The 25,103-nt window shown below is 56.0% G+C and carries 20 protein-coding genes and 2 pseudogenes; 5 read left to right on the top strand and 17 right to left on the bottom strand.

What is annotated here, in order from left to right; translation table 11 throughout:
* Positions 1-364 precede the first annotated feature (364 nt).
* Positions 365-1,639 carry a hemolysin family protein gene (locus PHA01_RS23770; RefSeq protein ID WP_271898774.1) on the bottom strand — a complete coding sequence of 425 codons (1,275 nt, stop codon included), beginning with the start codon at positions 1,637-1,639 and terminating at the stop codon, positions 365-367.
* Positions 1,640-2,182: 543 nt separating this feature from the next.
* Here PHA01_RS23770 and PHA01_RS23765 point away from each other — a divergent pair.
* Positions 2,183-2,365 carry a hypothetical protein gene (locus PHA01_RS23765; RefSeq protein ID WP_224513668.1) on the top strand — a complete coding sequence of 61 codons (183 nt, stop codon included), beginning with the start codon at positions 2,183-2,185 and terminating at the stop codon, positions 2,363-2,365.
* A 292-nt stretch (positions 2,366-2,657) separates the two neighbouring features.
* Here PHA01_RS23765 and PHA01_RS23760 read toward each other — a convergent pair whose 3' ends face one another.
* On the bottom strand, positions 2,658-3,059 hold the full coding sequence (locus tag PHA01_RS23760) for an AAC(3)-I family aminoglycoside N-acetyltransferase (protein WP_417021023.1): 402 nt from the start codon (positions 3,057-3,059) through the stop codon (positions 2,658-2,660).
* Between the two features lie 302 nt (positions 3,060-3,361).
* Here PHA01_RS23760 and PHA01_RS23755 point away from each other — a divergent pair.
* Positions 3,362-3,952: pseudogene (locus PHA01_RS23755) on the top strand (SOS response-associated peptidase family protein).
* A 7-nt stretch (positions 3,953-3,959) separates the two neighbouring features.
* Here PHA01_RS23755 and PHA01_RS23750 read toward each other — a convergent pair.
* The 8 genes and pseudogenes from PHA01_RS23750 to PHA01_RS23715 form a co-directional block, all read right to left on the bottom strand.
* Positions 3,960-4,397, bottom strand: a complete 438-nt coding sequence (locus PHA01_RS23750) for a Ros/MucR family transcriptional regulator (protein ID WP_271898773.1) — start codon at positions 4,395-4,397, stop codon at positions 3,960-3,962.
* A gap of 55 nt (positions 4,398-4,452) precedes the next feature.
* The gene (locus PHA01_RS23745) at positions 4,453-5,556 is read right to left on the bottom strand and encodes a YihY/virulence factor BrkB family protein (protein ID WP_271898772.1); all 1,104 of its coding nucleotides are present in this window, start codon (positions 5,554-5,556) and stop codon (positions 4,453-4,455) included.
* A 713-nt stretch (positions 5,557-6,269) separates the two neighbouring features.
* Positions 6,270-6,523: pseudogene (locus tag PHA01_RS23740) on the bottom strand (copper-binding protein).
* Positions 6,490-7,206 (bottom strand): GSU2403 family nucleotidyltransferase fold protein, encoded by a 717-nt coding sequence (locus PHA01_RS23735; RefSeq protein WP_271898771.1) that lies wholly within the window; start codon positions 7,204-7,206, stop codon positions 6,490-6,492. The pseudogene PHA01_RS23740 and the gene PHA01_RS23735 overlap by 34 nt, the downstream one beginning before the upstream one ends.
* 809 nt (positions 7,207-8,015) lie before the next feature.
* Positions 8,016-9,050 (bottom strand): L-threonine 3-dehydrogenase, encoded by a 1,035-nt coding sequence (tdh, locus tag PHA01_RS23730; RefSeq protein WP_271898770.1) that lies wholly within the window; start codon positions 9,048-9,050, stop codon positions 8,016-8,018.
* 1 nt (position 9,051) lies between these two features.
* Complete coding sequence (locus tag PHA01_RS23725; protein WP_271898769.1) at positions 9,052-10,248, bottom strand: glycine C-acetyltransferase; 1,197 nt, start codon at positions 10,246-10,248, stop codon at positions 9,052-9,054.
* Between the two features lie 85 nt (positions 10,249-10,333).
* Positions 10,334-12,148 (bottom strand): ABC transporter ATP-binding protein, encoded by a 1,815-nt coding sequence (locus tag PHA01_RS23720; protein WP_271898768.1) that lies wholly within the window; start codon positions 12,146-12,148, stop codon positions 10,334-10,336.
* 14 nt (positions 12,149-12,162) lie between these two features.
* Complete coding sequence (locus PHA01_RS23715; RefSeq protein WP_271898781.1) at positions 12,163-13,359, bottom strand: aminotransferase class V-fold PLP-dependent enzyme; 1,197 nt, start codon at positions 13,357-13,359, stop codon at positions 12,163-12,165.
* Between the two features lie 106 nt (positions 13,360-13,465).
* On the opposite strand from PHA01_RS23715, the gene PHA01_RS23710 reads away from it, so the two are divergent.
* On the top strand, positions 13,466-14,296 hold the full coding sequence (locus PHA01_RS23710) for an IclR family transcriptional regulator (RefSeq protein ID WP_370637291.1): 831 nt from the start codon (positions 13,466-13,468) through the stop codon (positions 14,294-14,296).
* A 1-nt stretch (position 14,297) separates the two neighbouring features.
* Here the strand turns inward: PHA01_RS23710 and PHA01_RS23705 are convergent, their stop codons facing one another.
* The 7 genes from PHA01_RS23705 to PHA01_RS23675 form a co-directional block, all read right to left on the bottom strand.
* On the bottom strand, positions 14,298-14,795 hold the full coding sequence (locus PHA01_RS23705; RefSeq protein WP_271898767.1) for a RidA family protein: 498 nt from the start codon (positions 14,793-14,795) through the stop codon (positions 14,298-14,300).
* Positions 14,796-14,805: 10 nt separating this feature from the next.
* A complete protein-coding gene (locus tag PHA01_RS23700; protein WP_271898766.1) occupies positions 14,806-16,032 on the bottom strand; it encodes an amidohydrolase/deacetylase family metallohydrolase in 1,227 nt (408 codons plus the stop codon).
* A gap of 2 nt (positions 16,033-16,034) precedes the next feature.
* Positions 16,035-16,904, bottom strand: a complete 870-nt coding sequence (locus PHA01_RS23695; protein WP_271898765.1) for an ABC transporter permease — start codon at positions 16,902-16,904, stop codon at positions 16,035-16,037.
* Positions 16,904-17,845, bottom strand: coding sequence for an ABC transporter permease (locus PHA01_RS23690; protein ID WP_162702074.1), 942 nt, complete (start codon positions 17,843-17,845; stop codon positions 16,904-16,906). Before PHA01_RS23690 ends, PHA01_RS23695 begins: the two co-directional genes overlap by 1 nt.
* An 84-nt stretch (positions 17,846-17,929) precedes the next feature.
* Complete coding sequence (locus tag PHA01_RS23685; RefSeq protein ID WP_271898764.1) at positions 17,930-19,459, bottom strand: ABC transporter substrate-binding protein; 1,530 nt, start codon at positions 19,457-19,459, stop codon at positions 17,930-17,932.
* Positions 19,460-19,604: 145 nt separating this feature from the next.
* Positions 19,605-20,897, bottom strand: a complete 1,293-nt coding sequence (gene rhaI / locus PHA01_RS23680) for an L-rhamnose catabolism isomerase (RefSeq protein WP_271898763.1) — start codon at positions 20,895-20,897, stop codon at positions 19,605-19,607.
* A gap of 24 nt (positions 20,898-20,921) precedes the next feature.
* Complete coding sequence (locus tag PHA01_RS23675; RefSeq protein ID WP_271898761.1) at positions 20,922-23,018, bottom strand: bifunctional rhamnulose-1-phosphate aldolase/short-chain dehydrogenase; 2,097 nt, start codon at positions 23,016-23,018, stop codon at positions 20,922-20,924.
* A 221-nt stretch (positions 23,019-23,239) separates the two neighbouring features.
* Here PHA01_RS23675 and PHA01_RS23670 point away from each other — a divergent pair, with 221 nt between their 5' ends.
* Together PHA01_RS23670 and rhaS are read left to right on the top strand one after the other, a co-directional pair.
* On the top strand, positions 23,240-24,049 hold the full coding sequence (locus PHA01_RS23670) for a DeoR/GlpR family DNA-binding transcription regulator (protein ID WP_271898760.1): 810 nt from the start codon (positions 23,240-23,242) through the stop codon (positions 24,047-24,049).
* A gap of 50 nt (positions 24,050-24,099) precedes the next feature.
* Positions 24,100-25,098 carry a rhamnose ABC transporter substrate-binding protein gene (gene rhaS, locus PHA01_RS23665; RefSeq protein WP_271898759.1) on the top strand — a complete coding sequence of 333 codons (999 nt, stop codon included), beginning with the start codon at positions 24,100-24,102 and terminating at the stop codon, positions 25,096-25,098.
* Positions 25,099-25,103: the final 5 nt, after the last annotated feature.

Raw genomic sequence — 25,103 nt, 5'->3', positions numbered from 1 at the left:
GCGGCGTTCATCCATATCAATCTGGGAGTAGGTACGTTCCATGGGCAAGTCCTTGCGAGTGATAAGCCATTGTTATCTATCGCAAGTCGCACTTCATCCTTGAACCCACCCTGCTACATTCAAAGATTGCATAATCAATATTATGGAACGTCCGTGCGGTTTTGTAGCTGTTGCTTTTGCGTCCATAACCGCCGTTTACTCCGGTAACCTTTCGAACCGGCTGGATTGATTGTTGGCATCTTCGAACTTTGTGCGTTCGATGGCGTTACATTGACTATCATTTAAGATGACATCTATCGCCGGGAGCCACGTTCTGGACCGACCAGAACTGGACAGGACCTCCCCTAACTTTAGACCCGATCTGCTACAAGCGGGACGCCAAGACTTTGTCGACGCGGCGGTGATCAAGGTCGACGACCTCGAATCGCCAATTGTCGACTTCTATGGCCTCTCCGGTTACGGGAATCCTTTCCAAGTGATCGATCACAAAGCCCGCTACCGTCTCGTAGTGGCGGTGTTCAGGTAGGTCGAGACCGAGCAAATCCGCCATTTCATCGACTGGCATCCAACCCGCAAGAAGCCAGGATCCGTCCTCCCGCCGCACCGCCTCATTCTCTGACTGATCCTCATCCGAGCGGAACGCACCCGCGATGGCATCAAGAATGTCGCCGGGCGTCAAAAGTCCCTCAAAGTGACCATATTCGTCATGAACGAGCGCCATTGGCACATCGGCATTTCGCAGGACCTTGAGCGCCGCCAAGGCATCCATCGTGTCGGGAATGATCGGAGCATGACGCACGTGGTCGCGGATGACCACCGCCGAGGATGCAAGCATCGGCTCGATCATATCCCGAAGCATGATGACGCCGACAACGTTGTCGCGGTCACCGTCAAACGCCGGGAGACAGGAATGGTTGGCTGCGATGAGTTTGCGTTTCAATGACATCGCATCTTCGCCGACGTCGACCATCTCGACTTCAGTCCGCGGGGTCATCACAGCCCGAACGCTGCGATCGCCGAGCCTGATTACACCCGATATCATTGAGCGCTCTGCTTCCTCGATCACGCCTGTGCTGCCCGCCTCGGCAACAATCGTCAGGATCTCTTCGTCGGTTATGGCGCTTTCGGAAGCAGTCGATATACCAAGGAGCCTAAACACACCGCGCGTCGACGCATCCAAGGCCCAGACCGCCGGCGCAGCGACAAGCGACAGGACGTTCATGGGGCGGGCGATGAAGCAGGCAATACGCTCCGGGTTCTTCAATGCCAGATGTTTGGGAACGAGTTCACCGATGATTACCGAAAGATAGGTAATGATACCGATAACGAGAGCATAGCCTGCGACATCGGCGATATCCGCGCGCACGCCTGCACCCGCAAGGAATACGCTCATGCGCGATCCAAGTGTTGCACCGGAAAACGCACCCGCGATGATACCGACGAGTGTGATGCCGATTTGAACTGTTGATAAGAACTTCCCGGGATTCTCCGAAAGCGCAATGGCCGCGCTTGCTCCCGCGACACCGCGATCAAGCAACATCTCCAGTCGGGCTTTACGTGCCGAGACCACCGCAAGCTCAGATAGTGCGAAAACTCCGTTCAGGAGAATAAGAAAACCGACGATCAGCAATTCAAACATAAGATTTGGATTAACCCCAAGACGAAACTTTTGCAGCCGGATTTGTCAAATGCCCAGCTGCTGCAACCAAGTAGGTAATCGCTCGTTTCAGCCAAGCATGGAAGCTAGTCAAGTGGCAACCGAACTAATGGAGGTGGGATATGATTCGGTCAAGAAATCGCGAACTTTATCTTCTTGGCTATCGATTCTCGGGACAGATGGCAACGGTAGCCCTCATAGGATTGTTTCTGGTGACAGCGATAGTCATTGCAAGCCCTGTTTTGATTTTGCGCTTTCAGTATTTCCAGTAAAGATCCGCAGAAGGCACGTTTTAGGAACTGCGTTGCTCAAGCTTTGCGGGAAACGGTGGTCGGATGCTCCGACTATGGCCTCGGGATAGCCGACATGAGTCGAGCAGGTTAATGGCAGACGGTGGAATGACCCGGTTGACTGCTTCCTACATGGCGTGCCAGCGAGACTGCAAAAATCGCGTCTCGACTTCGTTGATTGACTTCGGCCTGTCCAAACGGCACATCACGACTTCAGCCGTCTTGGAGGACTCACATGGCAGCACAGCACGTCAAGGAAATCGACGCGGCGATAAAGGAATTGATTTCCTCGCGTCGCCAGGAAATTCTGCAGATTGCACAAAACGGCGCAAACCCTGGACCGCTCAAGAATCTGGTGGAAATCCAGACGGCTATCGACGCCCTCTACCGAGCACGCGAACAGGAAGCACATTCCTGAATAAGCGAAGCAATTCATTCGGCTGGCGCGAGTGGACCGCAAGACACTCCTGCGGTCCGTTAGTATAGAAGGCTCACTATCGGCTGCCGAGCGACTATAGGGCTACATCATCTTTTCGATGTTTGAATAAGCACCCGATGTGTTGAGCTTGATTGTGACATCGCTCCCCGTGCGATTGCGTCAGAACCAACCGTGTTTGCCGTCAAACGCTGCTTCCAATTCACCTGGGCCGGACGGTGAACCACACATCCATTGCGGGCTCGCGAAGTTGGTTTCTATTTCCATTTCTGGGCTACGGGTCAATCACTATGTCAAAATGAAGAACATCCTCGCGAATGCCGAGCTTTTCGTACAGTGCAATCGCCGGGTCATCACCGTAATCCGCTTGAACGTATATGACCCACGCGCCGCGGCGCTTGGCGATATCTCTTAAGTGGTTGATAAGGGATATCGCTATTCCTTGCCGACGATACTTTTCATCTACTGCGAGGTCATAAATATAGAACTCACGTCGCGCCTGCTCAAACTTGTCAAGTTCATAGGAGACAAGTCCACCCGTCACAACTCCGTGTGCCATCGCGACCAAGGCAACGACGTGATCCTTGGCCAGGAAGTCCTTCATATAGGCCTCAGTTGGCGGGTCGTCTCCGTATGTCTCGCAATCGGAAAATGCGTTTCCGAACAAGGCATTCAACCTACGAAGAAGGCAGGCGTCGTGAGGCGTTTAAGCGGAAAACACTGAATGGACATGAACAGATTTTCCGCACTTCTGAATGCCTTGGATACTTGCGCACATCGACCGAATTGCAAGCGGATTCATTGCGCAAGGGGCGAGTGCAGTCTGTTCGAATTAAGAACGATGGGTTGGGCGGAACTCGTCGAAGCGCATAAGCTCGGCAAGAGACACCTGTCCAGTTCTGCAGCCCCCCATGTTTATGTTGACTCTAACCTATGCCCTCCCCCCAAACGACGGCAAGTTGAACTAGGTTAGCCGTTATGTGCAACGATTATGAGCAGCATATCCGTTGGTCCGAAGATTGCGACATGATGCAAAGCCTCGAGCTAAACATGCCTGCCCATCAGAGCGAGCTCGACCTTCCGCAGGCCGATGACGTTAAGATTAACGATATGGCTCCCGTAATGCGCGCCGCCGGAGACTATATTGAACTCTCGCGGATGAATTTCAGTTTCCCACCTAGCGGACGCGGCGGACCCGTGTTCAACTTTCGATCGGAGGGCCGCCGTCACTTTGCTGACAGCAAACGTTGCCTTATCCCGGCGAGCGCCTTCTTCGAATTCATGCGCACGAAATATCCGAAGGCGAAGCATCGGTTCACATTGAATAGCGAACCTTTCCTGGCGATTGCCGGCGGCGCGAGAGACAAGGCAATCATCCCGCCGCCTTTACGATGCTAACAACGATGCCGGGACCGGATGTGGAACCGTATCACAATCGCCAAGTGGTCGTGCTTCGCCCGGAGAATTGGGCGGTATGGCTTTACCTGACAAAGTCCGAAACAGAATTGCTGCAGCCAACTGCCAGAGGAGTCGCTAACCGTGGAAACCGTGCGGCCAGGAACGGACTGAGCGCTGATCAACGCGCCCTCCCCGACTTTCGACCGAGCCCCATGGTTTTGGCAAGGCGAGATCGACTCTCGGCGTAATTCGGCGCGACCATCGGATAGGAAGGATCAAGATTCCATCTCTTGCGGTATTCTTCGGGTGTGAGATCAAAGGAAGTCTTCAAGTGCCGCTTCAACGATTTGAACTTCTTGCCGTCTTCGAGACAAATGAGGTAATCGGGTGTCACCGACTTTTTGGGGTTCACTGCAGGTACTGGGATAGGCGAGGCAATCGCCGTCTCTTCGTTTCCGGGAGTTGCTCCTGACAATGCAGCATGCACGGTATTGAGCAACACCGGTAAATCCGCGGCACGCACCGCATTATTGCTGACGTAAGCCGCCACCAATCTGGCTGTCAGGTGGACGAGCTTATCCATGTTCAATTTGCTGTTGGATTCTTCGATAGTCATTCCAATTAATCTCCCACTAATCCAAATATCTAAAGCTATAAAACGTATGTTTTTGTTACCTTGTCGCCTCGCCTATGGTGTCTGCAGCCACTGCTCCCCGCTCTCCCATGGGGCGCGGTGCCCCGGTGGTGCTGTCCATTGCAGTTTGTTGCTCGAGTTCTGCATTGAGTTCCGCTCCGAGGATCAGGATTATCAACGAGATCCAGGTCCACATCATCAGGCCGACGACCGCGCCCAAGGTCCCGTAGGTCGCGTTGTAATCTGCAAAGTTGGCGAGATAGAACGTAAACGCGGCAGAGGCAATGATCCAGACCAAAGCGGAAAAGACAGCTCCGAACGAGAGCCAGCGCCACTTTGCGTATTCGCGATCGGGGCCGAACCGATAAAGGACAGAGACAGCGAGAGCCGCAATTACCGCCATGAGTGGCCACCTGGCTATGTTAATCAGGGCCTCGCTCCAGCCGGCGAATCCGAGTGACGCCAACAGCGCGGGGATAGCTCCCAGAACGATGATTAGGACAATTGCGAAGAACAGGCCACCCAACGTAAAAAGGAATGAAATCAGGTTCAATCTTACGAAGCTGCGGTTTTCCTTCTCCCCATACGCGACGTTCAAAGCTTCGAATATGGATTTAAAACCATTGTTCGCGCTCCAAAGCGCCACCGACAGGCCCAGAAAAAATCCGACGCCGAGCGCTTTCACATCCTGGGTTGCCAAGGCCTCAAGCTGAGCTTGGATCAGGGCAACAGCATCGTTCGGCACAACTCCAGCAAGCAGCGATATGTTGCCGGAAACTGTGGCGCGATCCGCCAGTAAACCATAAAGAGAAACGAAGGCCGTAAGCGCAGGAAATAGGGCCAACAGCAAATAGAAGGTCGAACCAGCAGCTATCAGCATGACCCGATCTTGTTGCAACGAATAGTAGACTCTGAAGAGAACATCCTTCCAGCCCAATGCCGGAATTTCGGCGGGGGACTTCGCGTTGCGGCCCCGCCCGGGCTCCAGAGTTTCCGCCTGCTGTGCCGCCGCTTTGTCAACCGAGTAAGACCCTCCCGTATGTCTTCGGGACGTGATCGCCACTGCTGCTGTCCGGTGTTGGATGGCACGTACTGCCGCTAACAACGCCAACGCGTAAAGCGCGAATGCGATCCGTTTCATTTCAATTCCTCGATTGCCATCGGGCAATTGAGCATAACCGCCATGAAAAAGGTTCGTTCCCCCTAATGTCAGGTTTCAATCAAACGAGCCTGAAACGCCTTTGCGGAACTGATCAAGCTGGATACGTTTTGTTCATAGACAGCGTCGGTCGCGTTAACCCGACGTGACGGCAGGCGGACAGGACAGTTTTTCTGGTTTCCGGTCTTGGCCGACGAAACGGCAGGCGAGGCATATCCCTTCCGGCCGATGCTGTCGGCGGGGGCTATCACCAGCATTCGGGTAGCGACGACAACGATTGCCCAGAAGACGTAGATCGGCTTTTCAGAGTGGGGAAATGGACATCAGGCGGCCAGCACTTGGCGAGTGAGTTGCATTCCCCGACACGGTAATCAACAATAGCGCTCATCCCAGTGGCTTAAGTAATTAGCTGGAAAATTCTCCCTGAATGCTATTGCAATGACGCTGGTGAAGATGGCGTAAAGCGCCAGCCATCCTGACGCTACAAGATTCGTCTTCGCCATGGCTGCTAAAACACGGATATACATAGCTTGGGGCCGAACCTGCCCACCTCGGCAGACCTGAACGCTCATAACTCGCCCCGTCCTTGTTGTTACCGTGTGTACTGCAGATATATTCGTTGGAACTTCTGGCCAGCGACTATGTACAGCCGCTGGCGTCTTGCCGAGCCGCTGATAACAATCGGTTGCCGGGAATTAAGTTACCGTGAGCTTGCCGTTGACCTTCTCGGCGAAATTCGGGCGCTTTGGCCTGTTTTGCCTTGGCAAGCAGTGCATTGTCGCTGACAACTAACACCATCCTCATTGCTGGCATGTCCAAACTTTTGAGTTCCTCATGGTTGAGGGTAACCTTCTTCTGCTTGAGATCAATTCTTCACCTCGCCCTTGGTAAACGTGGGGGAATGTGTATTAGACGTCAGGTAAAATGAGTAATAAGTGTGACAGGAAATGAGTAATACAGGCCTTGAGAATACGCTGACTGACGTCTACCCGAGAGCAGGCACCAGTTGTGAAGCGCGTTGATCGCATTTGCCGCAACTGCAATTTCGACCGTTTCATTGGCTGCCGAATCCAGTTTGGGTTCATTAGGATGGAAAACGGGCGAGAAACTATCATCGACCGAGTTCAACGCTTGCTCCAGGTTTTCGATTTTGTCGTCGATTTGCTGGGAGACGCTGAAATACTGGGCAACATCAATGTCATCTGTGCGCATTGTAAGGTCGGGCAACCGGACTCCGAGAAGGCCTCCATAAGTTTGGAACGCCACGGAACCAACCAACACCGAACGAAGCTTAAACATTCCCGCCTTCGACAACGCTTGAACAACTTGGCCTTCAATTGCGATGGGCGATGGCATCCCTGCTTGCCTGAGTTTTGAAGCGAGCTGCCTGCGTTGCCGGTATCCCGATTTTACTCGCTGAAAATGTTGAACACGTTTGTCCAATTCCTCATTGCCTTTTGGACCCACATATTTGAGATATTGCTGTCCTGCTCCTCCCTGAGGGTCTGCGGAAAATCCCCTGTAATACCAATATTGTCGGCCGTGCCGCGTTTGGAGCAAGAACGATCCATTTTCGGGATACGTATCGTCGAATTCTGCGTCCAGGCATTTCTGCAGGAGGTCAGAAAACATTAGCTGTTCGATGGAACTAAACTGCCTCATGAATAGGGCTACAAAAAGGGCGCTCGACCCGTTCGAGGGGAGCGCCCTTTTTTCCCGGAGAAAGCAAGCGTCATTGCTGGCAACTCGATTTCTCATCGACGGGTGGATGAGGTAGTTGGGTATCCAATGAGTAGATTTCAATAGCCGTGTCCGTCACTGATTAAGTGTCCTGCATTTCCGACTTGGTTCGGTTCGCTGAAAAATGCACATCCCTTTACACATTAACCCGCGTTTAGTTCCTGTCGGGACCAGGAAGCCCCGCGGCGCGAAGCGCGCGCACGAAAAACCGTCTATAACGTAAATTTTCGACGTTATCTTTCAGTTGCTGAAGATGCGCGTGGGTCGGATCATTGTCCGGGCCAGTGTATTTGAGGAGGGACGGCGCTGTCCGGGGGCTGCCAGTACCAAAACAACCTGCCCCTCGCGCGTGCATGCGGATCAACGCGGAGAGATTTCCTGTCCGCGCGCGGTGCACGAGGACAGCGAAGATGGTCTCGATCGCAATCGGGAGTTCTTCAGCATGGGTACCGCGTTGTAGGCAAAGATGGGTAACGCCGTTTACATAAGTAAAGGGGAGCATCCGCAACCAAAGTAAACGCACCCGCCCCCCGTTCGAGGTTTGTCGTCTTGCTTGATACTGCTGTTTCCCGTTTCGGCCGGCCACCGGGTATCATCGCGCCCCCCGCTTGTTAAACCCGAAATGTTGGCTCTTCAAGATCCTTTCGGGTGGAGGGTGGCTACTTCACCGAAACATTGTCCTGTCGGAACGACGCCCTTACTTACCAGCTCAAAACGACCTTGCCTGAACTGCCAGAGCGCATCGCATCGAAGCCAGACTGGAAATCATCGATGGGCAGCCGGTGCGTTATAATCGGCGACAGATCGAGACCCCCTTGCACGAAGGCGATCATCTTGTACCAGGTCTCGAACATCTCGCGGCCATAGATGCCCTTCAGATTGAGCATCTTGAAGATCACCTTGTTCCAGTCGATCTCGAAACCTGTCGGCGCAATGCCGAGAATGGCGATCTTCCCACCGTTGTTCATCTTGTCAATCATGTCGCGAAAAGCTGGTGCCGCACCGGACATCTCCAGACCGACGTCGAAACCCTCGGTCATGCCGATGTCTTTCATGACGTCGGCGAGGTTTTGCGCCGAAGCATCAACCACATGATCTATCCCGAGTTTGCGGGCGAGCGCGAGGCGCGCCGGATTGATATCGGTAATGACGACCTTGCGGGCTCCTGAGCGCTTTGCAACCAGGGCACCCATGATGCCGATGGGGCCTGCGCCGGTAACCAGCACATCTTCGCCAACGAGATCGAAGCTCAGGGCCGTATGCACGGCGTTGCCAAAGGGATCGAAGATCGCAGCGATTTCATCGGAAACATCGTCCGGGATCGGTACGACGTTGTCTTCCGGAATGCAGACATATTCGCCAAAGGAACCGGGCCGGTGTACGCCGACACCGAGCGTGTTACGGCAGAGATGGCCCCTGCCTGCGCGGCAATTGCGGCAAATGCCACAGACAATATGGCCTTCACCGGAGACGCGCTGCCCGACCTTGTATTTGGTCACGGCAGAACCAATTTCGGCGATCTCGCCGCTGAACTCATGACCCACGACCATCGGCACCGGGATCGTGGCCTCAGCCCACTTGTCCCAGTTGTAGATGTGCACATCAGTGCCGCAAATAGCTGACTTTTTGACCCGGATCAGTACGTCGTTTGCACCAGGTTCCGGTACCGGAACGCGCTCCATCCAGATCCCGGGTTCCGCCTTCGCTTTGACCAGTGCCTTCATCATGTTCGACATGCTATTTCGCTCCGATGATGCCAAGATCACGCCCGACTTCAGCAAAAACCTCGATCACCCGAGCAACGTCTTCCGTGGTGTGGGCGGCGGACATTTGGGTGCGGATACGAGCTTGGCCTTTTGGCACCACAGGGAAGGCGAAACCGATGACATAAACGCCCTTTTCGAGCATGCGCGACGCCATTTCCTGCGCCAGCGTCGCTTCGCCAAGCATCACCGGAATGATAGGATGATCGGCGCCGGCCAGATTAAAGCCAAGCTTTGTCATATCGCGGCGAAAATGCGCGGCATTGGCGGCGAGGCGCGCGCGCAGGTCCGCGCCCTGGTCAATCAGATCGAACACTTTCAGCGATGCTGCCGCAATGACAGGCGCGAGCGTGTTTGAAAAAAGATAGGGCCGCGAGCGTTGACGCAGCCAGTCGACCACCTCGCTCTTGCCGGATGTATAGCCGCCTGAAGCCCCACCCAGTGCCTTACCCAGGGTGCCAGTTATGATATCGACACGGCCCTCGACACCGCAATGTTCGGCGGAGCCGCGACCGTTTTTGCCAACAAAGCCGACGGCATGGCTGTCGTCCACCATGACCATGGCACCATATTTGTCGGCGAGGTCGCAGACGCCCTGCAGATTGGCGATGATGCCGTCCATCGAGAATACGCCGTCGGTCGCAATCATCTTGAAGCGACTGCCTTCAGCTTTCTTCAATTCTTCATCCAGCGCCGCCATGTCATTGTTGGCGTAGCGGAAACGTTTGGCCTTGGACAGACGCACGCCATCGATAATCGAGGCATGATTGAGAGCGTCGGAGATAATTGCGTCTTCCTCACCGAGCAAAGTTTCAAATAGGCCGCCATTGGCGTCGAAACAGCTGGAATAAAGGATTGTGTCCTCCAAACCGAGGAAGCTGGAGATGCGGGCTTCAAGCTGCTTGTGTTCCTCTTGCGTGCCGCAGATGAAGCGTACCGAAGCCATGCCGTAGCCGTAGCGGTCGAGTGCGGCCTTGCCCGCTGCGGCAAGTTCTTCGTTGTCGGCAAGTCCGAGATAATTATTGGCGCAGAAGTTGAGCACCTTTGCACCCGAATCGACAACGATCTGTCCGGCTTGTTTGGAGGTGATGACGCGTTCGGTCTTATAAAGCCCGGACTGTTTCAGCCCCTCGAGTTCGGAAGACAGGTGATCGATAAAGGGCTTGGACATGGCTTTTCCTGCTCTGCGCCTGATGATGGGGCAGCTCTCGCAATGTCATGTCACGATCAGGCCAATGTCTCAAGCCCCGGCTTGATCAGAGCTGCACCAGATGTCCCGACGAAACCTCGGTATATTGACGGATCGGAACTGCGAAATCCGGCGCTCGAACGGGGCTTTTGATCTCGTCATTGGACACAGGCCGCTTTACACCTCGCCGCGAGGGATCCGGAACAGGCACTGCTGAAATCAGCTTTTTCGTATAGGGATGCTGGGGATTTTCGAAGATCGCCGCGCGGGGCCCGATTTCGACGATTTCGCCAAGATACATTACCGCGATGCGGTGGCTGACCCGTTCGACCACGGCGATATCGTGCGAGATAAACAGATAGGCGAGGTTCAGGCTAGCCTGCAGGTCGAGCAGAAGGTTGATGACCTGCGCCTTTATCGAGACGTCGAGTGCCGATACGGATTCGTCAGCAACGATAATCTTCGGGTCGAGTGCCAATGCGCGGGCAATGCAGACGCGCTGACGCTGGCCGCCGGAGAATTCATGCGGATAGCGACTTGCCATTGCTGGCGTGAGGCCCACACGCTCCAGTAGATCCGCCACACGCTCACGTGCTTCGGCACGGGTTCCGAGCTTGTGTTCCAGATACGGCTCGGCAATGGCCGCGCCGACCGTCATACGAGGATTGAGGCTGGCGAACGGGTCCTGGAAAATCATCTGCATGGTCTGGCGCATGTCGCGCAACTGCTTCTGGTCCATGGTCAGCACGTCCTGGCCATTGAGCAGCACTTCGCCGGCTTGCGCTTGGACGAGGCGCATGATCGAGCGTCCCGTCGTTGATTTTCCGCAGCCGGATTCGCCAACGAGCGAAAGGGTTTCGCCGGGCTGCAAGGTGAAGGACAGATTTTCGACGGCGTGCACCCGTCCCTCAAGCTGGCCGAACATGCCGGAATGGATGTTGAAACGCGTCGTAAGATTGCGCACGTCGAGAAGCGGCTGGACCCCCGCCTGCACCGTATCGGCCGCTTCGACTGGTGTATCGGATGTGCCCGTGGCGCGATCGACCACCGGAAATCGCAAAGGCCGCTCATGCCCTTTCATCGAGCCCAGAACCGGAACTGCTGACAGCAGCGAACGTGTGTAGGGATGCTGCGGCCGTGCGAAGATATCCTCGGTCTTGCCGGTTTCGACCGCCTCGCCATTGTACATGACCACGGTCCGGTCGGCGATCTCTGCCACGACACCCATATCGTGGGTGATAAAGAGAACAGAGGTGCCCTCCTCGTCTTGCAGCAGTTTTATAAGATCAAGTATCTGGCCTTGAATGGTCACGTCCAGAGCTGTCGTCGGTTCATCCGCGATAAGCAGTTTTGGCTTGCTCGCCAGCGCCATCGCAATCATCACGCGCTGTCGCATCCCGCCCGAGAAGCGATGGGGATATTCATTGAATCGCGATTTCGCAGCAGGTATCCGCACCTTTTCAAGAAGCCGGATGGTTTCCGCCTTTGCCTCGGCACGCGACATGTTGTGATGACAAAGCAATGCCTCGCTGATCTGCTGACCCACCGTAAACAGCGGATTGAGGCTGGTCATTGGTTCTTGGAAGATCATCGCGACATCATTGCCGCGGACGCCGCGCATCTGGTTCTCCGGCAGGGCGAGAATGTCCTTTCCGCCCAGCATGATTTTCCCCTCGATACGGCTCTTGTCCTTTTGCAGAAGTCGCATGACAGAAAGCGATGTGACGCTCTTGCCGGACCCGGACTCGCCGACAATTGCCACAGTTTCGCCGGGCGCAACGTCGAAGGAGACGTTGCGCACGACCGGCCGCCATTGACCATCGGCCAAGAACGATGTGGTCAAGTTCGAAACCGAGAGAACGGGAGCGATGGACTTTTCCATGAGCTATCCTCCAGTCAATCTGGCCAGCGCATCAGACCAGCCATACGACGGGCGTAACGTTCTTCGAACGGGCTTGCGATGATCTCGTTCGAGCCTCGTGCCTTGCTCAGCTCCTCGTCGAGACGGCTCGCCACGATTTTCTCCTCGCCCGGATGCAGATTGCATGGATCCATATAGAAAAATCCGTGCTCGGCTTCATGATCGCGGACGATGATCGGGTGCGCACCTCGCGCCAGCGCATCGGCAAGATCCCACGCTGTGATATGCGCTTCCTGCGGGTTGACGGTCACCCGCAAACGGTCGAGCGGATTGTGGGTTGGATCCGGTTCGATCTCGGCGGTGACGCCGGGCTTGCCCGACAGCGTCTGCTTCCACAGATCGAGATAACCGGTTTCCTTTTCGCGGATACCGGCATGGTCGCGCTTCTCCCAGGCTTCGAGTGCTGCGATGGTGCCAAGGATGCTTTCCTTGCCAAGCTTCATGCCGCGGCCAATGCCCATATTCTGCAGGAACGCATTGCGAACCAGATCCTTGCGCCCGGCAACAATACCGCCCGTTGGTCCGCCGAGGAACTTGTGCGAGGAATAGAGCGCGATGTCGGCACCCTCCGCGAGAAAGATTTTCAGATCGTATTCGGAAGCGGCGTCGACGATGACCGGAACGCCGCGCGCGTGGCAAACCTCGGCAAACTTCTTCAGGGCGATCAGTCCATACTGGACAGTGTGGTGCGACACCACGAAAACAGCGGCAGCCGTGCGCTCATTGATGGCACCGTCGAGATGGTACGGATAGCAGGATGTGGCCTGGCCGATGAGTACCGCCTGCGCGCCCGCAAGCCTGATGCCTTGGTCAACCGGCGCGCCATAGCTGACGACATGGCCAGTCTGTATGATCACTTCGTCCTTCAGACCGGTGGTGTCCGGCAGCCGCTCGATTGCAGCGAGATCGCTTCCGGTCATGGTCGCCGCCACGGCGAGACTGATCCCGGCCGAACAGGAAGCCGTGACAAAGCCGGCATCGCCGCCCGTCAGACGTGCAATTACCGGGCTCGCCATCTTGTGCAGATCGTTGATTTCCACAAATTGCGGAAGTATGGCACTCATAGCGGCGACCGCCTCCGGTACCACAATCGACGCGCCCAGTGATGTCATTGTCCCCGAAACGTTAATCACGGGTCTCAATCCAAGCGACTGGCGTATATCGGGCGGCATATGAGAGTCGGTCATGGTATTCTCCTTGTAGAGTATTCCGTTTGCTTGGCATGTATGCCGTTATAATGTAATAAAGACTCGAGAGACCTGAGCGATTTGCAGGAGCCTGAAAGTGGACGCGAAGACATCAGACATGGACGCATCCGGAAATCTTGCCCGCGAGGACACAACCGCCCGGCGTTCGCGTGTCAGCGGTATCGATCGCGCCCTGCAGGTTCTTGACTATCTGTATGAAACGGGAAGTCCGGCCGGCGTTTACGCAATAGCCAAGGCCATTGGCGCCCCCCTTTCCACCGTCTATGTGATCATCGACGACCTCGTCGAGAAGAACCTTCTGTCGCGCAATGGCGATAACACTGTCTGGCTGGGCGCGCGGCTCTATCACTACGGTCTTGCCTATGCGCGCTCGCTGGATTTTCTCAATGTCGCCAACCATGAGATGCACAATCTCAGCCGCGTTTCGGGCGAAACGGTGCAGGTCTGCGGCCGCGACGGCGATCACATGATGGTGCTGGCGATGGCTGACGGGCCGGGGCATTTTCAGGTAACGTCCCGCGTCGGCACCCGCGTCCCGCTCAACTGGACTGCATCCGGCCGCCTGCTTGTTGGTCATCTCCCGGAACAGGAACGGCTGGACGTGTTCGAGCATTGTGCGAAATCTTCTCCGACAGGACGTGCTGTGATCGATCCATCGGTTTTGTCCGAGTCGGCCAAACAAGCCTTGCAGGCACGCATTTCCATACAGGCGGGCGAATCCGACTATGCCGTGGCCTGCGTCGCCTCGCCCATCTGCGATGACAATGGCGCCTGTATTGCCACCATTTCCATCGTTCTGCCCGAACAGAAGATCACCGACAATCCCGATCGCTACACGGCCGAGGTCAAGGCCTCGGCGGAGCGGATCGAAACTGTAATGGGCTGGCGCAGTCATTCCTGACCTAGTCCTTCAACGAGATGATTGCCTCGATTTCCACGGTGATATTGCCGGGCAGCGAGCTGAAACCAACGGCTGAACGCGCATGATTGCCAGCTTCACCAAAAACATTGATCAGCAAGTCCGAGCATCCGTTGATGACCGAGGGATGGTCGGCAAAATCCGGCACTGCATTGACCATGCCCAGAAGCTTCACCACACGTTTTACCCGCCGCAAATCTCCGAGCGCCGAATGCACGACCGCAAGCAGGTTGATGCCGGTCAGACGCGCGTGCTTGTAAGCTTCGTCAACGCTCACATAACCTCCGACCTTGCCGGTATGCATGTAACCGTCATCTTCCCGCGGCCCCTGCCCGGACAGATACAGCATATTGCCTTCCTGAATGTGGGTGACGAAATTCGCGATCGGGCTCGGCGCCGGGGGAAGAATTATGCCCAGCGCCTTGAGACGATCATAAGGGGAAAGGTCGGCATCGATTGCCGGACTTGATAGGTCACTCAAGGCGAATTCCTCAGCGGTATGAATGGGGCGCAATGGCGCCGGATGTTTCAGGCTTGACGGGCTGGTAGCGGCTGGCGGCGATCGGTTCATTGCCGAGCACCGCCCAGTGTGGTTCGAACAGCTTGTCGAGCCTTGCTTCGTAACCCATCGAGTCGGTGACTGTGAGATCTGAATCGGTGAGTTCAAAGATGGTGAAATCCGCACGCGTTCCAACCGACAGGAGGTTCTCGGTCGGCAGGTTGATCGCCGACGCCGGCGAGAGCGTCACCGCTTCCACCACCTTGTCGAACGGCATGCCGACGCTCAGGAGTTTGGACATCGTCGTGCCGAGGTCCCACACTGCGAAGTTCAGGCTGCGCAGATGAATATCGGTCGAGATCGAAAACGGTAGAAGTCCGCGCTGGATCGCGACTTCCGCCACGCGGAAGGAGAATGATGCGCCGCCGTGACCGATGTCGAGACGGATCCCCTCACCTGCACAACGCGCCGCCAGTTCGAACAGATCATCGTCCTCGATGATGCTGCTGCCGACCTTGCCGTTGAAGCAGTGTGTGATGATGTCTCCCGGGCCGAGGATTTCCAGCACCTCGTCATAAAGCGCCGGCGGTTCGCCAACATGCACCATCATCGGGATTTTCAATATCTTGGCGAGCTTCTTGCCGACTTTAACCGGAGTGACACCCCAGGAGCCGGTAATCACATGGCTGGCACGCACCTTCAGTCCGACGATGTGATCACGGTTTTCATTGACGCAGGCAACGGTACGATCGATATCGATCGACTTGATATCGCTGAGTTCGCTGACCCGGTTGCAGGCTACGAGCCCGATGGAGCCCAGGTTCAGAAACGCCTTGATACGTTCGCGTGCGGGATCAATGATGTATTCGCGAAATCCGTGGAAATTGGCCTCACCCGCCGAGCCCGCATCAACGATGGTGGTGACACCCCGCTCGGCGCCGCATAGTTGCGGACGCACCGAAATATCCGTGCCGCCATGCCAGATATGCGTGTGTAGATCGACCCAGCCCGGGGAAATCCAAGCGCCCTTGCCGTCGACACGGCGCACATCGCCGTGAACATTCAGCGAAGGACCACACTCGGCGATTTTGCCATCAGCATCGATCAGGATGTCGATGCTGGACGAAGGCGTATTCGGTCCGAACGAAACCGGTTTGACATTGGTCAGCAGCAAACGCCCTTCCATTGGAGAACCGGCGGTTGCAGAAGATGCAGGCATGATCAAAGATCCTTTCTGAGGCGGGGGTCGAGAAGGTCGCGGAAACCGTCGCCGACCATCTGCAGGGAAAGAACGGCAAGCACGATAGCAATGCCAGGGAACAGCGTCATCCAGTCCGCCTTGCCGATATATTGCCGGCCGGACGCGATCATCGTGCCCCAGGTCGGCACTTCCGGACTGACGCCAAGCCCGAGGAATGAGAGACCCGCTTCCGCCAGCATGGCATTGGCGAAGAGGAATGTGCCCTGCACGAGAATCGGCGATAGCAGATTGCGCAGGATATGCCGCGTCATGATATGCGGCGTCGAGATTCCAAGCGATGTCGCCGCCTCGACATAGGGCAGTTCGCGAATGACCAATGTGGAGGCGCGAACGATACGAGCGAGGCGCGGCGCATAGACGATACTGAGTGCGACAATGACCGTGGTCAGCGATGGCCCAAGTGCTGCAACGAGCGCAATCGCTAATAGAATATCGGGAAAAGCCATCATCGCGTCGATAAGGCGGGTAATCGGCGCATCGAGCTTTTGGAAAAATCCAGCAAGGATGCCGAGAGTCACACCGATCAGCGATGCAAGCACAACCACGGCGAAACCGACCAATAGCGATAACCGTGCCGAAAAGATCGTCCGCGAGAATACGTCGCGGCCGAATTCGTCCGTGCCGAAGAACCACTTCATGCTTGGCGGCTTCAGACGGTTGACGATGGACAATTTGCTCGGCGAATAGGGTGTGATCAAGGGCGCGAAGACCGCGAGAAGCACGAAGACTGCGAGAACGATCAGCCCGAACAGTACGGTCTTGCGCCGGATCAATATCCGGAAAAACTTTGAGCGCTCGCTTGTCGGGACGTTGGTTGCAATATCGGTCATCAGTAGCGCACCCTTGGATCAACGACGAGGTAGAGCATATCGATGGCGAAGTTGATGAGGACGTAGAGTGCAGCGATGATCAGCAGCGCGCCCTGGATAACAGGATAGTCGCGCCGCAGCACCGCTGACACCACAAGACTGCCGACACCGGGAAGACCAAACACCGTCTCTGTGACAACAGCACCCGAGATCAGCACTGCTGCCGTTAAACCCAGCACGGTGAGGATCGGAATCAGCGCGTTTTTGAAGGCATGTTTCAACACGACCCGGCGCTCATCCACGCCCTTGGCGCGCGCTGTGCGAATATAATCGTCGCCCAGCACATCGAGCATGGAGGCGCGGGTGAAACGCATAATGAGCGCGGAAGAGACGATGCCGAGCGCGAACGCCGGCAACACCAGATATCCGAGCCGTTCCATCAACGATGTTCCTGGCCCGCCATAGCCGGATACTGGAAACAGGCCGAAGCGTACGGCGAATATCTGCATCAAGATGAGGCCCAGCCAGAAGCTCGGGATGCTTGCGGCAAGCATGGCTACTGCTGTTGCTGCCTGATCGAAAAATGACCCGCGTCGGTATGCGGCATAGATGCCGATTGGAATGGCGATGACGCTGGCGATCAGCAGCGAGAAAATTGTCAGAAAGAAGGTCGGTTCGGCGCGCTGGGCAAGCGCCTGCAGCACGGGCTGGTTGAGAAAGATGGACTGGCCGAGATCGCCCTTGAACAGATTGCCGATGAAATAGACATATTGCAGCAGAATGGATTGATCGAGTCCGAGTTGCTGACGCAGCGCTGCGATATCTGCCGCAGTTGCCTCCGGCCCGAGCATTACGGCAGCGGGATCACCCGGCGTGACGCGCACGATGATGAAAACGATCGTCACCACCAGGAACATCACGATGATCATGCCGATAAAGCGTTGGAGTATGTAGCGGAGCATATGGTCGGATCGTTCTCTCTTGCAGTTTTTACTGAACTATGGCCGCAGGCCGGCAAGCCCCTGCCCGCGACCGTTGCGCCTGCGCTATTGCTTCAGCGATACGTTCCAGAAATAGGGCCATGGCGCCGGCGTGAAACCTTCCAGCTTTGGTGACTTGGCCGAGAGCGCATTGAAATCACCTATCTTGATGATCGGGACTTCGGCATAGATCACCTTCTGTACTTCGGCCCAAAGTGCGACGCGCTTCGTTGGATCGACTTCAGCGTTGAACGCATCGACAGCCGCCTTGCGTGCGGGCGTATCCCAATTGCCGGGCGCGCTGGTCGACATGGCGCCGATCAGAGCCGGTTCCGGCAGGAAGGGACTGTGGCTGATATAAATATCCCAGAGTTTCGGGTCGGCGCGGCGCTGGGTCAGCGTTGCCCAGTCCACCACTTGCATATCTACCTTGAAGCCTGCAGCCTTCAGATACTCGGCCGCAACCTGCGCCATCTTGTAGTGGAATTCATATTGGCGGCTGGTCAGGATGCGGATTGGTTCGCCATTGTAGCCGGCCTTCTTCATCAGCTCGGCAGCCTTTTCCGGATCGGCGACGTTGTATGCGCCTTCGGTGCCCGCATCGGTCTTCCAGCTATAGCCGTCGGGATACATCGACGGATTGAGCGAATAGAAATCCGTACTGCCGAAGGCCGCTGCCATCATGTCTTCCATGCTGAGCGAATCGCGAATGGCCAGTCTGATATCCTGGTTCTTGGTGATGCCCATGCTGGTGTTCATGACGAAGACCGGCCAGCCGAATGGCTTGAGCAATACGGCTTCAGTCGTTTTCTGGTCCTTCAGCCGCTCATAGGCTTCGACCGGCAGGCTGTCGACGTAGTCGAACTGACCCGAAACCGCACCTTCGACACGTGTATTGGCATCCGGTACAGGAACAAAGCGGATTTCATCAAGATATTGATGACGGGCACCGCCATAGCCGTTTTCGTCGCCTTCAGGTGATTTGTAACCGTCGAAACGTGCCAGCTGGATATACTGGTCGGCCTTGCGTTCCTTCAGCATATACGGCCCCGTACCAACCGGATCGGTCATCGGGTTTTGCTGCTTCTCGCTGGGGAGAATGATCGCGGCGGCATTGTTGAAAGCCAGCAGCGAAACGAGCGGAGCATAAGGCGCGTTGAGGGTGATTTTGACTGTGGCAGGATCGACAGCTTCGATCGAAGCGATCATCGAGGCTGTCTGCTTGCCGCGCGAGGCAACTTCTGTCCAGCGCTTTAACGAAGCAACGACGTCGGTCGAATCCATATCCGTGCCGTCATGGAACTTGACGCCGGTGCGCAGCTTTATGGTGTAGACTTTGCCGTCGGTCGAAACTTCGGGAAGACTGGCAGCGAGAAGTGGTGTGACGTTCCAGCTTTTATCGAACGTATAGAGGGTTTCGAATATATGCTGCGAGACAATGCCGACGAGATCCGCTGTCGAAGCCATGGCATCGAGTGTGGGCGGTTCGCCGATCGTGGCGACATTGATGACCCCGCCTTTTGTCTGAGCGAAAGCGGAGGGGCTAAGAGCAATCAGCGCTGAACCAAGAAGGAGTGCGAGCTTCAATGATTTCATGACGGGTTCCCTTGTTATTCCACAATAATGGATTATAGTGTTTTATAGTAGAATAAGAACAAATGCCGGCGGGCCTGTCAATTCAAAAAACAAAAGGGCCGCGCGATGAAGCGCAGCCCTTGCTTTATCATTGAGGGTAGCTGGCTTAAATTATTCCCCCACCGCCAGCGGCACTTGCCGGTCGTTGCTTGCCGATCAATTCGCGGTAACCACTCTTGCGATAAGTAGCGATAGGGTCGATTGCTCCAGCTGACCGTCGACGGGCCTCGGCGAGAATTGGTTCGACATCGGTGCGGTAGGCGCGCTTCAATGCGTCGGAAGCCATCAGCGCATCGTTTTCATCCTGATAGGCGCTCAATGCCTTTCGATCTACCAGCAAAGCCTGGGCGTAGGCCCGGCGAATTTCATTGGCGCTTGAGATCAGGCTTTCGATCGGATCGGTGACATTGTGCGACTGATCGATCATGTGGGCGGGATGAAAATTTTCTACGCCGCGATCTTCCGCATCGACAAGTTCATTGAAGACGAGAAACAGGCGATAGGGATCTATTGACCCGGCATCGAGATCGTCGTCGCCATATTTGGAATCGTTGAAATGGAAGCCGCCAAGTTTCTTGAACTGGATCAGCCGCGAAACGATCATCTCGATATTGGTATTCGGGGCATGGTGGCCGAGATCGACGAGACAATAGGCTTTCGGCCCCAACGTCTGCGCGATCAGATAATTTGTTCCCCAATCCTGCACCACCGTCGAATAGAAAGCCGGCTCATACATCTTATGCTCGGAGAAGATACGCCAATTATCCGGCAACGCTTTATATATCTCCGACATTGATGCGAGATATCGCTCGAAGGCTTTGGCGAAATTGCTCTGTCCCGGAAAATTGGAACCATCGCCTATCCACACGGTCAGGGCTTTCGAGCCAATCGCTGCACCGATCTCGATACATTCGATGTTGTGCTCGATCGCCTGCGCCCGCGTCGCCGCATTCACATGGCTTAGCGATCCATATTTATAGGAATGTGCCTGGTCGGGCCCATCGGAGAAGGTGTTGGAATTCATTGCATCGAAACCAAGGCCGTGCGCATTGGCATGGGCTTTCAGATGTTTCGGATCCGCCTTGTCCCAGGGGATATGCAACGACACATTGGGTGTCGTCCGCGTCAGTTGCTGGATCACCGCACAATCGTCGAGCTTGTCGAAGATGCCGCGCGGCTCGCCTATGCCGGGAAAGCGCGCAAAGCGCGTTCCACCCGTGCCAACACCCCATGAGGGCACGGCGACGAAAAAGTCCGCGACCTTGTTGGTGATCGCGTCGATGTCGATGTTGCGTCGCACGAGATGAGCACCCAGCGCCTCGTAGTCGCTCTTGTGCGCAGCGAGCAGCCGGTCGTTTTCGGCCGCAATCAGTTCGCCGGAAATATGTAGCTCAGCCATGATGTCCTCCCGAGACCGACAGTGCTAACGCGTAAAGCTCTGCGCGTTGCCCGCATCGACATTGATGATATTACCAGTTGATTTGGCGGATGCATCCGAGGCAAGAAAATATACCGCGTCGGCGATGTCTTCCGGCAGCACATTGAGCTTCAGCAGTGAGCGCTTGCGATAGTGTTCCTCGAGCTCGTCAACCTGCAGATTGGACGAGGCGGCGCGCTGCTCCCGCCATTCGCCGTTCCAGATTTTCGAACCGCGCAGTACCGCATCAGGATTGACCGTATTGACGCGAATACCACCTTCAGCGCCTTCCAGCGCCAGACAGCGCGCAAGATGGATTTCCGCCGCCTTGGCAGCACAATAGGCGCTCGCATTTGGCGATGCGGCAAGCCCGTTCTTCGAGGCGACAAAGACGACGTTGCCGCCAATCTTCTGCCTGCGGAACAGCCGGAACGCCTCGCGCGAGACGAGAAAATAGCCGGTTGCAAGAATATCGATGTTACGCGTCCACATCGATAGCTCGGTCGTCTCGATTGGCGCCGAGGATGCGATGCCCGCATTGGAAACGAGAATGTCGACGCCGCCAAACTCCACGGAAGCTTCGGCGTAGCTGGCGATCACCCCTGCCTCATCCGTCACGTTCAACTGAACGCTGCGTACGCCATCGGCTGTATAACGTTTGGCGAAATCGTCATGCGCCGTCTTCAGTGCTTCGGCATCGATGTCGGCAAGCACCACACAGGCGCCCTCACCCAAAAGCCGTTCCGCCGTCGCCCGGCCGATGCCGCCGGCGCCACCGGTGACCAAAGCCACCCGGCCAGCCAATGACTTGGGTTTCGGCATGCGTTGGAGCTTGGCTTCTTCGAGCAGCCAGTATTCGATGTCGAAGGCTTCCTGTTCGGGCAGGCCCTGATACTCGGAAACCGAGGAGGCGCCGCGCATGACGTTGATCGCGTTGACGTAAAACTCGCCCGCGATGCGCGCCGTCGCCTTATCCTTGGCGAAGGACAGCATGCCGACGCCGGGAATGAGGAAAATCACCGGATTGGGATCGCGCATAGCCGGCGAATTGTCGTGCTTGCAATCATTGTAGTAGCGGGCGTAGTCGGCGCGATATGCCTCCAGCGCGTTGTCGAGCGATGCGGCTACCGCATCCACGTCCGGGTTTGCCGGATCGAAGTCGAGCACGAGTGGTCGAATTTTCGTGCGCAGGAAATGGTCCGGACAGCTGGTGCCGAGGGCTGCGAGAGGGCGCAGATTGTTTGAGTTGACGAATTCGAGCACCGCCGGTTGATCATCGAAATGACCAAGCTTGCGCTCCGACACGCCGATTTTTCCACGAATTTCCGGCATCAATTTTGCTGCAATAGCACGTCGTTCGGAGGGGCCAAGACTTTTGGTAACCTCCCCGCCAAAGACCGCTTTTCCGGCCGTCTTCTGATCGAACCAGATGATCGCCTTGTTGATGATGTCCAGCGTCAGTTCATAGCATTCCTTGGCGTCATTGGCCCAGGTGAAGAGGCCATGGCTTTCGAGCACGACACCTTTGGAATTTGGATGCGCAGCCACATAGGCACCAAGGTCGAGACCGAGCTGGAAACCTGGACGACGCCACGGCAGCCAGCCGATTTCGTCGCCGAAGATTTCCTGCGTCAATTCGCGGGAGTTTTTCGACGCAGCAATGGCGATGATCGCATCGGGATGCATGTGATCGACGTGTTTAAACGGCACAAATCCGTGCAGGGGCGTATCGATGGAGGCAGCGCGGCCATTGAGGTTGAAAGTGCAGTGCGGCAGTAAGCCGACCATGCGGTCCTCGTCCTCGACGCCCTTGTAGATGGACTTCAACGATTCCAGCTTTTCCATATAGAGCGTGGCAAAACCGTCGAGCTTGATCGTACCGACATCGCCGCCCGACCCCTTGACCCACAGCACCTCGACTGGCTTTCCGGTCAGCGGGTCGGTTTCGATCACTTTGGCGGACGTATTGCCACCACCATAATTGGTGATGCGCTTGTCGGCGCCCAGCAGATTGGAACGGTAAAGCAGCTTGCCCGGCTCATCCAGATCAGCGGCCTTTTGACCGTCCCAACGATTATCCAGAAGTTGGACCTTGTCTGCCATTATTTGCCTCCCGAAAAGTCATTTGCCCGCGCAGGACAGGTCGTCCGGCCGCTGCTATTTGTGTCTAGCTATGGAGCAGATCGCATTTTGTTGTCAATCACAAACGGTCAAGTTCAGTCATAAACTTACTATTGTGCAGTGCAATATGAAACTATTTGACTGAAGTTGATTGACACTCGCGATATTTTTGCGCCATAGATTGTCACAGGAGGAGAACAAGCATGCACGAGCGTGAGCGCCACCGCATCATTCTGAGCGCTGTTCAGGAAAAGCCGGTCATCACCATTCAGGACATTGCCGAACTGACGGAAGCGTCGGAAGCAACGATCCGTCGTGACATTGCCTCGCTCCATGTCAAAGGCAAGCTGCGCCGGGTGCGTGGCGGCGCCGAAGCTGTGCATCCACCGCAACTGACGCCCCTCGCCGGCCGGCACTTTCATGTTTCGGAGTCGGAAAACGCCGACAAAAAGCGTGCCATCGCCCGCGAGGCCGTTGCGCTGTGTGAAGAAGGCGACGCCATCATCATCAATGGTGGCACGACAACATTCCAGATGGTTCATTTCCTCGCCTCGCGGCGGTTGCAGGTGATGACCAATTCATTCGCCATTGCCGAGCATCTGGTGAAGAATTCCAAGAGTTCGGTCACTGTGCCGGGCGGGGCGATTTACCGCGAGCAAAGCATCATCCTTTCGCCCTTCGACAATGATGTGACGCGTAATTTCTACGGAAAGCGCATGTTCATGGGCTCGCAGGGCGTTGGACCGTTCGGGGTCATGGAGTCCGACGCGCTCATTATCCAGGGCGAGCAAAAACTGATCAATCAGGCCGATGAGCTCGTCCTGCTCGTCGATTCGACCAAGTTTGCCCGCCGCTCGAGCCTCATCCTCTGTCCGCTGCAGCGCGTTGCCACCATCATCACCGATGACGGCATCTCGGATTCGGACCGGAAAATGGTGGAGGACGCGGGCGTCAGGTTGATCATCGCAAACGTCAATCGGGAAAAATCAAGGAATTCCGTTTCCGTCGCGTGATCGAAACGGTGTCGACCAACAATACGGTTCAATCTCTGGGAGGACAGACAATGAAACTTTTGAAGAAACTCGCATTGGGATCGGCATTCGCCCTTGCCATGCTCACATCGCAGGCCTACGCCGCCGATACGGTCAAGATCGGCCTCGTCGTCAAATCGCTCGGTAACGGCTTCTTCGAAGCGGCCAACAAGGGCGCGCAGGAAGCTGCGAAAGAGCTCGGCGACGTTGAGGTCATCTACACCGGTCCGACGTCGACGACGGCGGAAGGCCAGATCGAGGTCATCAACGCGCTGATCGCGCAGAACGTCAATGCAATCGCGATTTCCGCCAATGATCCCGACGCTGTCATTCCGGCGCTGAAGAAGGCCATGGCGCGCGGCATTAAGGTCATTTCCTGGGATTCCGCGGTTGCCAGGGATGGCCGCATCATGCATCTCAATCCATCGTCGAACGAGTTGATCGGCAAGATGTGCCTGCAGCTCGCCGCCGACCATCTCAAGGACGGCAAGGGCGATTTTGCCATTCTTTCCGCAACGACGACCTCGACCAACCAGAATACCTGGATCGAGGAGATGAAGAAGCAACTGCCGAATTTCCCGGGCCTCAATCTTGTGACGACGGTCTATGGTGACGACCTGTCCGACAAGAGTTACCGCGAAGCACAGGGCCTGCTGACCTCGCAGCCGAATGTAAAGGTCATCGTCGCACCGACAACGGTGGGCGTCCTTGCCGCATCGCAAGCCGTCGCCGATGCCAAGAAGATCGGCGACGTCTATGTGACAGGTCTTGGTCTTCCTTCTGAAATGGCCGGCGCGATCAAGTCTGGTGCGACCAAGGAATTCGCCATCTGGAACCCGATCGACCTTGGCTATTCGGCAACCCAGATCGCCTATCGCCTCGTCAAGGGTGAGACGGACGGTGCTCCCGGTAGCGAAATTGCAGCCGGACGCATGGGCAAGATCAAGGTCGGCGATAATGGCGAAGCAGCTATGGCCGATCCATTCGTTTATGACGCCAAGAACATCGATCAGTTCTCCAAGATATTCTGATCCAT

Source organism: Candidatus Phyllobacterium onerii (genome assembly GCF_028331445.1).
In the GTDB taxonomy this organism is placed as follows: Bacteria; Pseudomonadota; Alphaproteobacteria; order Rhizobiales; family Rhizobiaceae; genus Phyllobacterium; species Phyllobacterium onerii.
This window is presented reverse-complemented; position numbering and strand designations above follow the sequence as displayed.

What these genes read in the sequence shown, in the direction of transcription:
- PHA01_RS23720 (WP_271898768.1), bottom strand. Translation starts at nt 12,148, where the DNA reads ATGGAAAAGTCCATCGCTCCCGTTCTCTCGGTTTCGAACTTGACCACA.
- PHA01_RS23765 (WP_224513668.1), top strand. Translation starts at nt 2,183, where the DNA reads ATGGCAGCACAGCACGTCAAGGAAATCGACGCGGCGATAAAGGAATTG.
- PHA01_RS23725 (WP_271898769.1), bottom strand. Translation starts at nt 10,248, where the DNA reads ATGTCCAAGCCCTTTATCGATCACCTGTCTTCCGAACTCGAGGGGCTG.
- PHA01_RS23695 (WP_271898765.1), bottom strand. Translation starts at nt 16,904, where the DNA reads ATGACCGATATTGCAACCAACGTCCCGACAAGCGAGCGCTCAAAGTTT.
- tdh (WP_271898770.1), bottom strand. Translation starts at nt 9,050, where the DNA reads ATGTCGAACATGATGAAGGCACTGGTCAAAGCGAAGGCGGAACCCGGG.
- rhaS (WP_271898759.1), top strand. Translation starts at nt 24,100, where the DNA reads ATGAAACTTTTGAAGAAACTCGCATTGGGATCGGCATTCGCCCTTGCC.
- PHA01_RS23700 (WP_271898766.1), bottom strand. Translation starts at nt 16,032, where the DNA reads ATGCCTGCATCTTCTGCAACCGCCGGTTCTCCAATGGAAGGGCGTTTG.
- PHA01_RS23750 (WP_271898773.1), bottom strand. Translation starts at nt 4,397, where the DNA reads ATGACTATCGAAGAATCCAACAGCAAATTGAACATGGATAAGCTCGTC.
- PHA01_RS23690 (WP_162702074.1), bottom strand. Translation starts at nt 17,845, where the DNA reads ATGCTCCGCTACATACTCCAACGCTTTATCGGCATGATCATCGTGATG.
- PHA01_RS23745 (WP_271898772.1), bottom strand. Translation starts at nt 5,556, where the DNA reads ATGAAACGGATCGCATTCGCGCTTTACGCGTTGGCGTTGTTAGCGGCA.
- PHA01_RS23735 (WP_271898771.1), bottom strand. Translation starts at nt 7,206, where the DNA reads ATGTTTTCTGACCTCCTGCAGAAATGCCTGGACGCAGAATTCGACGAT.
- PHA01_RS23770 (WP_271898774.1), bottom strand. Translation starts at nt 1,639, where the DNA reads ATGTTTGAATTGCTGATCGTCGGTTTTCTTATTCTCCTGAACGGAGTT.
- PHA01_RS23670 (WP_271898760.1), top strand. Translation starts at nt 23,240, where the DNA reads ATGCACGAGCGTGAGCGCCACCGCATCATTCTGAGCGCTGTTCAGGAA.
- PHA01_RS23715 (WP_271898781.1), bottom strand. Translation starts at nt 13,359, where the DNA reads ATGCCGCCCGATATACGCCAGTCGCTTGGATTGAGACCCGTGATTAAC.
- rhaI (WP_271898763.1), bottom strand. Translation starts at nt 20,897, where the DNA reads ATGGCTGAGCTACATATTTCCGGCGAACTGATTGCGGCCGAAAACGAC.
- PHA01_RS23675 (WP_271898761.1), bottom strand. Translation starts at nt 23,018, where the DNA reads ATGGCAGACAAGGTCCAACTTCTGGATAATCGTTGGGACGGTCAAAAG.
- PHA01_RS23685 (WP_271898764.1), bottom strand. Translation starts at nt 19,459, where the DNA reads ATGAAATCATTGAAGCTCGCACTCCTTCTTGGTTCAGCGCTGATTGCT.